General features: G+C 65.9%; 8 protein-coding genes. All 8 read right to left on the reverse strand.

Features of this window, described 5'->3' with window-relative positions; genetic code table 11:
• Positions 1-48: 48 nt before the first annotated feature.
• The 8 genes from A33M_RS19060 to A33M_RS19090 all read right to left on the reverse strand — a co-directional run bounded on the left by A33M_RS19060 (position 49) and on the right by A33M_RS19090 (position 8,293).
• On the reverse strand, positions 49-1,320 hold the full coding sequence (locus A33M_RS19060) for a glycosyltransferase family 4 protein (RefSeq protein ID WP_008390690.1): 1,272 nt from the start codon (positions 1,318-1,320) through the stop codon (positions 49-51).
• 3 nt (positions 1,321-1,323) lie between these two features.
• Entirely contained in the window at positions 1,324-2,547 is a 1,224-nt protein-coding gene (locus A33M_RS19065) for a heparinase II/III family protein (RefSeq protein WP_237718423.1), read from the reverse strand.
• Between the two features lie 446 nt (positions 2,548-2,993).
• On the reverse strand, positions 2,994-3,146 hold the full coding sequence (locus A33M_RS24225; RefSeq protein ID WP_008390694.1) for a hypothetical protein: 153 nt from the start codon (positions 3,144-3,146) through the stop codon (positions 2,994-2,996).
• Between the two features lie 21 nt (positions 3,147-3,167).
• The gene (locus A33M_RS19070; RefSeq protein ID WP_008390696.1) at positions 3,168-3,419 is read right to left on the reverse strand and encodes a hypothetical protein; all 252 of its coding nucleotides are present in this window, start codon (positions 3,417-3,419) and stop codon (positions 3,168-3,170) included.
• Positions 3,420-3,533: 114 nt separating this feature from the next.
• A complete protein-coding gene (locus tag A33M_RS19075; RefSeq protein ID WP_157223571.1) occupies positions 3,534-4,937 on the reverse strand; it encodes a glycosyl hydrolase family 28-related protein in 1,404 nt (467 codons plus the stop codon).
• On the reverse strand, positions 4,934-6,004 hold the full coding sequence (locus tag A33M_RS19080) for a glycosyltransferase family 4 protein (protein WP_008390700.1): 1,071 nt from the start codon (positions 6,002-6,004) through the stop codon (positions 4,934-4,936). The genes A33M_RS19075 and A33M_RS19080 overlap by 4 nt, the downstream gene beginning before the upstream one ends.
• Positions 6,001-6,693 carry a class I SAM-dependent methyltransferase gene (locus A33M_RS22575; RefSeq protein WP_008390702.1) on the reverse strand — a complete coding sequence of 231 codons (693 nt, stop codon included), beginning with the start codon at positions 6,691-6,693 and terminating at the stop codon, positions 6,001-6,003. Before A33M_RS22575 ends, A33M_RS19080 begins: the two co-directional genes overlap by 4 nt.
• 28 nt (positions 6,694-6,721) lie before the next feature.
• Positions 6,722-8,293, reverse strand: a complete 1,572-nt coding sequence (locus A33M_RS19090; RefSeq protein ID WP_008390704.1) for a hypothetical protein — start codon at positions 8,291-8,293, stop codon at positions 6,722-6,724.
• Positions 8,294-8,447: the final 154 nt, after the last annotated feature.

An 8,447-nucleotide genomic window follows, 5' to 3' on the forward strand; every position in this document is an offset into this window, starting at 1 on the left:
TTGAATCACAACCGATTCATCCGATTCAATATGTCTCCGGACAGACACTCAGGTGGACCGCGAGCTCGGCGCATCGGTCGCAGGGGGCTCGGCTTGCCGCGCCGTCCGCTCGAGGATGTCCAGCATTCGTCGTGCGAGGGAGGACCGGTCGTAGCTCCGCGATGCTGCCAGAGCGTTGTCGGAGAGCCGGCGCCGGAGATCGGGATCTCGCACCAACGTCTTGATGTGGGTCGCCAGCGCATGATCGTCTTCGGGCTCGAAGACGAGGCCGGCGTGGTCACGCCGGACGATCTCGGCCGATTCCCCCGCGACTCCGTGGAGGACGGGAATGCCCATCGCCATGCACTCGAAGAGCTTGGACGGGATGACTGTCTCGAACAATGGAGTGCGCTTGAGATGAATGACGGCAATATCGACCAGCGTCCAATAACGAACGACCTCCTCGCGCGGAACGGTGTCGAGGAAGACGACGTTGGACAGCCGTTTGGTAGCCGCATCGGACTTCAGCTGCTCCTTTTGAGCGCCGTCGCCGAGAAACAAGAACTGCACGTCGCGAGTCTCCGGGTCGTCCCGGAGGGTCTCGGCTGCGTTCAACACTGTGGTGAGCGCGTGAGCCATCCCGTGGGTTCCGACGTATCCCACGACAATCTTGTGCTCGAACCCGAAGCGGCGAGCGAGGGATTCGTCGCGCGGACAGGGACGGAAGCGCGTCAGGTCGGCGCCGTTCATCACCACGCTGATCTTGTCGTCGTCCACGCCGCGACTGATCAGATTCCGTCGGAACGCCTGAGTGACGCTCACGACATGGGCGGCGCGTCGATAGAGCAGGAGCTCGAGCGCCTCCAGCGCGTCGAGAATGCGGGAGTTCCTCATCGCGCCGACGGCGCGGATCGATTCCGGCCACAGGTCGCGGAGCTCGAAGACGTATGGCCGCCTCTTGAGAAGGCTCGCGATCAGCGCCGCGCAGGGCGTGAACAGCTGAGGGGACGTGGCGACGATGACGTCCACCTTGCGAACGAACAGGCTCGCCGGAACGGAGGTCAGCATGAAGCTCGCATAGTCGGCGATGCGCTTCAGGAATCCTTCGTTCGCGGCGATGAAGGTCCACACGCGGATCACGTCGATACCGTCCATCCGTTCGCGTGACCAGAGTCGGTTGCGATAGCCGTCGAACACGCGCCCCTTCGGAAAGTTGGGAGCGCACGTGATGACCGTGACCCCGTGGCCGTCTCTCACCCATTCGCGGCAGTGCTCGAACGTCCGCGACGCCGGAGCGTTGACCTCGGGCGGAAAATTGTCGGTGAAGAAGAAAATGTGCACCGGTCAGGGCCAATCGAAGGTCGCGGTCAGCCGTCCCGCTACGAGTGGGGCCGCGAGGAATGTGATCGGCCGAGCCGTTCCGAAGGTGGGATACCAGGTCGCGGCCTCGATCCGACCTTGGGCGTCGAGTGCCCAGCCCAGTCGACGGCCGCGTTCGGACGCGATCGTTCCGGAACTCCTGTCCTGCCCCGTCGTGATCGTCACGCCCGGTCCGAGGAAGAACCGCGCGACTGCCGCGGTCGCCCTCGTGCGCGAAACCTCGTCGGAAACAGCGAGCGCGCGGTTCCGGAAGGTCCAGGTGCGGCGGCACACCGGCGCGCCGACCAGCCGCCGATACCCGTCGTGTGAGGCCGAAACTCGCACCCCGTCAGGCGATCGATCGATGCCCAGTTCGCGAATCCGCGCCCGGCGTGCCACGCGGAAGCTCGCCCAGACCTCGGAGGAGTTTTCGCCTTCGACCTCGACCGTGGAGTGCGCCGCGGTAGCGCGCTGCGCCTCGCGCAAGGGCCCGGGGGCGTAGGTCGAGGTTCCCCCGTTGACGATAATCCGCTCGGTCCCGAGCGACAGCTCGAACGACAGAGTGTCGGCGTGGGCGTGGCCGGGAATGTAGTCGGGGCCGATCGGAGCGACGTCGAGGATCGCGGCCATGTCCTGGTCGTTCACCCGCACATAGCCGGAGGAGGCGAGGTGATGGACGCCGTCGCCTGGCTCCGCGATCGCCGGCAGGCCAAGACGGTCGGCGTACCGGTCGAGGTCGGCGCGGCTCGGGGCGATGCCGAAGGCGGCGTCGTTGAAGAAGGACGGGCCGCCGTCGGGATGAGTCATTACGGCGAGCCACACGCGCATCCGTCCGATGATCTCCGGCAGGCCGGCGAACACACGCCCGTCCGCGTGCCCGGTGCTGCGGGCGAGGTTCACGAGATCGAGCAGGTCCTCGAGGATGATGGCATGGTACATCGGCGACAGCTCGAAGTGGCCGCCGTCGGCGAGGATCTGCTCGGGGAGCTGGCGTTCGTAGATCGACAGCCCCTGCGCCAGCCAGCGCTCGGCCTCCTCGCCCGCGAAGAACAGGCCGGCGAAGACCAGCGCCTTGGCGTTGGCGAGCACGTGGTTGCCGAGCAGATGCCACTCGACCCGGCGCGCCAGCCAGCGGATCTGCACCGCGAGGCTGTCGGCCCAGCGCGGCGCGAGCGTTGCACCGCCGAGTGCCCACTTGATCCAGTTCACGGCCCGCAGCGAGACCGGATAGGGCTCCCAGCCGTTGCCCGTGCCGGGCGGGTTCTCGGCGACCCAGCGCTCGATTAGCGCGCCGTGGAGGTCGCGCCGGCCTTCTGCGCCGGCCGCCGAGAGGTCGTCGAAATAGTGGAGGTTGTAGAGCCAGAGCTTTGGCCGCGCCGGGTCGTTCCACTGCGCCGGATGGGCGATCTCGCCGTCCTGGTTCAGGAACCGGACGCGCCAGCGGCCGAGGAGGCTCGGCGCCCGCGTCGGCGGCCGGACCGAGGGGCCGGGCCGCGGCCGCAGCGGCGGGGCAGGGGCGATCTCGGGCCGGCCGCGCTCCAGTCGTGCGGTGACCCGGCCGACGATCTGGACCGGGCGGAGATGACGCACCGTGTGGAACAGCCGCACGGCATCGGCGGGGGTCCGTCGAAGCGATGAAAACGAGCCGGCCGCTGTCACTGGACAGCCGCTTCCGCGAGCGCGACGGTGGCGCGGCTCACCTCCATGAACTCCTCGAACGCGGTCGGCGCCGGCGCCCCGGCCGCGACCGCCGCGACAACGGCGGCGGCGCAGGACGCCTGCCCCTTGTCCTGGCGCCACAACGCCATCTTGCGGAACCCGCGAAAGCCCTAGCCGCGCAGGGTGCGGAAATTGTCGAGCTGCAGCACCCGGCCGTCGGAGACGACCTCCAGGCGCTCCTTGGGGATCGCCTTGGTGCCGAGGGCGGAGTAGTGGACCGTGCCGGTCGAGCCGTTGGCGAACCCGAGCGTGAGGGTGGCGATGTCGCGGGTCGGCGTCGCCATCGGCTGGAGGTGCGTGGCGACGATCGGCGCGACGGCGAGGAAGCGCAGCAGGTCGACGGAGTGGCAGCCCTCGCCCACGATGCGGCCCCACCCTCGCCGTGGTCCTGGGTCCAGTAGCCGGCCGGGATGGCGCGGGAATTGATCGTCATGATCATCACCTTGGCGCCCGGCTGGGTTCGCATGTGAATAATATCATAGACGTGTAAAACGGTCGCCGGGAAGTGCGGGTGCGTGCGCGAAATCGGTACCGATCAAAATGCCGTTCGAAACCTGGTCAGCATCGACGCCGCCGCTGTACTCACGGCATCCGTTGAGCGTCAGTCCAGTCGCTGTGCGGATCACGAACGATCGCTTGCCGGGCCTGCGTGCGCCGACGCGAACGGAGCGCATCTGCGTCGCGATGATGCGCTTGCCCGCGTTCGGCTCGAGGCCGAGAGTGACGGCGTGGGTGCCGGGCGACGGCTCCTTGCTGGCGTCCTCGAAATAGCAGTCCTCGAAATCGCAGCACTCGGCGAAAGGCACCACGAGTTCCTGGCCGACCTGCTGAGCATGGATTTGCCCGACATAGGAGGCGGCACCGTCGATCACCAGGCCGCGCTCGGAGTACCACATCACGACGTTGCTGATGCGCATTGCGTTCGCATTCGGCACGTTGAGGCAGTCGCCACACGCCTCGAAGTGCATATCGGACAGGCTCGACCAATAGAGCGACACGGCGATGGCACCGATCGTCATGCCGCTCGCCGCGATTCCCTGGATGCGCTTGACGCCGTGTCCGTTGAACGCCCAGCCGATGAGATTGCCGGTCGGCTTGTAGCCCGAGTTGCGTCGGTAGCGGCGGCCATCGAACAGGGCGGGCGGGATGACGCGGAACGGACCGACGATGGAGCTGACGCCGAGGTTGCTCATCACGTTGTACTCGACCACCGGGGTGAGGCGGTCGGCAGTGAAATCAGCGATGATGTTGACCGCCCCGCGTGCCCGCAGGCCGATGGCCATGAGGCGGTAGTTGGCGTAAAGGTTCTCGTCCACGTGCAACGGAGCTTGCTCCGCACCTTTCAGATAGTTGGTCCGGTAGGCTTGCTCCTCGTAGCCTCGCCAACGAGGCGGTCCGATGCGGAAGGTTCGCGTTATCCGATAGTTGCCGGCGGGAAACTCGACTTCGCCGCCGAACCCCAGCGCAAAATCGCGCGCCACCTCGAGCGCCGCGATGTCGTCGGTCTGTCCGTCTCCGGCAGCGCCGAATTGCAGCACGTTGACAGGGTCGCGATCGTAGAGCGGCAGCCAATGTATGCCGTCCTTGACGACCTCGCCGGCGAGGCCCTCTGAATCCGCGCTCCGCACGTAGGTAAGGCTGCCCCGCGGCTGGCGCGCGGCGCGCGGATGCACGCGGGCCAGCACGACGTGCGTAGCGTCCGCCACCAGCTCTGCCGGACAGCGCAGGAAGTGATCGCGATCGTCGAACTCCACCGCCCGGATCTGCCGCGGCGCGCCGCTCGGCGGCGCGCCCGCCACGGCCCCAGCTGAGCTGCCCGCGAGTTTCGCTGCAATGGTGGCGCCCGGGATCGAGATGGCCCCGCGTCGGGTCAGCGTCATGGCCTGCTCGTTGCGTCGGAAAACAGCCCGTCGATAGCACTGCGGAACCTCGCGCGGAAGGCGCTGTAGCAGAAGTGCTCGGTCCATCGCGTCCGGCCCGCGTCGCCCATGTGGGCCGCAAGTTCGGCGTCGCCGAGAAGCATGACGATCCTCTCGGTTAATTCGCCGTCGTGATCGAGAGAGACATTAAAACCGGTCGTGCCGTCGACATTGACCTCTTCGCCGGCATCATGAACCGAGGCGATGACCGGCAATCCCAGTCTCATCGCCTCGATGTAGACTAGACCAAACCCCTCGCCCCGGCTCGGCATTGCGAGCACGGTCGCTTGCGCCCACTGCTCTGCGACCTGTGCCTCTGGCACGAAGCCGAGCACGTCTATGTTGCCGTCCACGGGCGAGCGTGCGGCGGCCTCGCGAATGCGCCCGACACCCGAGCCGCCACCCGCAATCACGAGCCGTGCCGCAGGAATGCGCGCCACGACCCCCGGCCAGGCCGCAATCAGCTCCGCGTGCCCTTTGTAGGACTCCGCCTCCTCAATGCGACTGAGGATGAGCACGCGAGGCTCCGCGGCGATGCGCGGTGCCTGTGCGGGAGCGTCGTCCTCGGTCCCCAGCAAACATACTCGTGCGGTCGGCAAAACTCCGTGAAGCGCCTCGAATCGCCGTAAGGTATAATGCGAATTGACGAGGACTAGTGCGGCGCCGCGCAGTGCGTCGGAGGCAGCCGGCGAAAGGTTCTCCCAGGCTTCGATCCCGTGCATCCAAACGGCATAGGGTCGTCGCAGCCCCGGCAATCTCGCACGGGCCCGCGCGATGCCGGCCGAATCGTAGAGGCAGAAATCGGCGCGAAGTGACGCCGCTTGGCAGAGCGCGAGAAAGTGCAGCTTGTTGCCCTTGGCAACGTGCGACCGCTCGCCGCCGAGCTCGACCGCCGACTGGTCGAGGTAAGAGATACAGGTGACACTGTAACGGGACTCGGCGAGAGCGCGCGCGGACATGCGCGCCACGCGCGCGATTCCGCCTCGGCCCGCTTCGACCGTCGCAGCGGCGACCAGGACTCGTTTCATCGGCGGCCCTTCCTGGCGGCGGCGACGAGCAGGTTGTCGGCGTATTGCGCCAGCCCGATGCGCCGGGCCGGCGCGGAGATCAGCGGCGTGCCGGCGTAGCTGTGCCGCGCCTCGATCAGGAACCCGCGCCGCTCGAGAAGGGCGTCGACGGTCTCCGGCAGCGGCGTATGGCGGACATGAGCATAGTAGCGTGGCCGCCCGATCAGCCCGAAAACGAGGCGCTCGGCCCTGCGATAAAGGCTGCGCCCGTTCGGCAGCGACAGGATGAAGACACCGCCGTCGGTCGTCCGTGCCGCCAGCCAATCGAGCGCCGTGTCGATGTCGGCGATGTACTCCAGCACGCTGGAGCAAAGAACGAGGCCGAACGTGCGCCCGGCGAGTAATTGCGGATCGCCGAGCGAGGCCACCTCGAACGTCGCGTTGGCGATCTGCTCGCGCCCGGCGCGGGCGCGGGCCAGCGCCACCATCTCCGAGCTGGCGTCGAAACCATGGACCGACCGGTTCATCCGGGCGGCGATACCCGCCAAGACACCCGGACCGCATCCGGCGTCGAGCACGTCGGCTCCCGGCGCGCTGTAGCTGCGAATCAGGTCCGACCAGACCTCGAGCCGCTCCCTGAAGGCGCGCGAGCGCTCGTATCCTTCCTCGAACCGGCGTCCGAGCTGCTGGTGCCAGTCAACGGCATCCATCATTTGCCCTCGAGCGTCGCGCCATGCGTCACCGCTGCAACCTCCCCGGTCCTGCCAAATTCACAAATGCTCCTGGACGAGTGCGGCCAGACTTGAGAAACAAGCCGATCACGGTCATTGGCAGAACGAGCATGGCCACGGTGCGGAGCCAATTGAGGTCAGTCGTCAAGTTCGCTTCCACATCTAAGCTCATGCAGATTGCTACTGTCAGCGTAGCGGCCGGGACCGCAACGCATGAGGTCATCGAAGCGAGGATCGCCAAGCACCAGCTCAGCAAGAGGAGGATCGAACCGCAGAAGATGATTCCGAGCCACCCGAATTCGGCATAGGCGTGTGCGGAAAGGGGAACGGCCGCATCCAACTCGTTCATGCCGAGGAGGCGCATGATGTAATATTCCGGATTGTCGAATTCCTTGGTCATCGTTAGTTTCTCTGGCCACAACGCAGCCGGCACGTTCCTCAGCACCGCGCCGAGGCTGAGCAAGCCGAGTGTATGCTGGTCTGAACGCATGCGATCGGCGAACTCGGCGAAGAAGTTCAGGCTGTTGGCTCGCACCGTGAAGTCTCGCAACCCATGCTCCGCGGCACCCGCATAGTTGCTGCTGATCAGGGCTTGCGAGCGCAGCGTCTCGAGCAGACCGCGCTCGGCGCGGCGACCGCCTGTTTCGTGGTAGGTGAGGCGAACCGCCTGAAAATACGTCGAAATGACATTGAGCACTGGTGGCGCCAAGAGAAGAGCGAGCACGATGGCCCCAACCCGAACACTGCGTCTCGACTGCCACAGCACGATTGCGACGGCCGCGGCCAAGCTGAACAACAGTGGCCGTCGGCCCTGGCTGAATAGGTTCAACAAAACCGGAAACGAGAGGACAACGATGGTCACGACGTTCAGCAGATTGCGTCGATGACGGTAGAGGAGAGCTGCCGCGATCCCTACCGCCAGCGGCGGCATGACCGTGAGCAGACTTCCGACGATCGAATTCTCGCCGGCGGCCCCGCCTTCGAGATAGAATTTGTTGATCCCGAGCTGGCCAGTTGCAATGGCGTATCCGCTCAGGGCTGCCACAGCAGCCAGCACGAGCAGATCCATGCCGACCAATCGCTTTCCTGCTTCGGATCGCTCGATGAGCAGGGCGATCGGCCGGCGCCACCATCTGTTGTCGATGGGGCCCAGAAGCTCGCAGACCACGTGAAATGCGACGAGATAGAGAGCGACGTAGGCTTGCGGCGGCACATCGAGGATCGGGAACATGCCGAAAGCAGCGTGCGACGGCGAGTTGCCGTAGAACAGCACCTCGATGTTGACGGGCACCGTCCCACCCAGGAGGAAGGCGAGGCTGAAGGCGGCTGCCAGCCGGCATAGCGAGAACTGCTCGGCATTGAGCAGCGTATGCACGCCTCTGGTGATCGCGGTCGTCGCGGCCCAGATCGCCCCGGCGAGGAAGAAGGTTCTGTTCGCGTCGATGAGGGCGATCGCGAACAGCAGAAAGGACGGGATGCTGATGAAGAAAATGACGTCGAGCGGCCCGCCTGCCAGCCGGGTGCTGCGGGAGCGCGTCTCACCGACACGAGGCGGCAACACGCATTGTTGTTGAGTCATCTCCATCTCGTGCCTTCTGATCAGGGATCTGGCGACTCGGATTCATCGATCGCACAGTGCTTGCCTTCTGGCACCTCGGGAACCGCGCTATGGCAATGCTCTTTAAGTGTCTGTCCGGAGACATATTGAATCGGATGAATCGGTTGTGATTCAA

This window comes from Rhodovulum sp. PH10 (assembly GCF_000293785.1).
In the GTDB taxonomy this organism is placed as follows: Bacteria; Pseudomonadota; Alphaproteobacteria; order Rhizobiales; family Xanthobacteraceae; genus Rhodoplanes.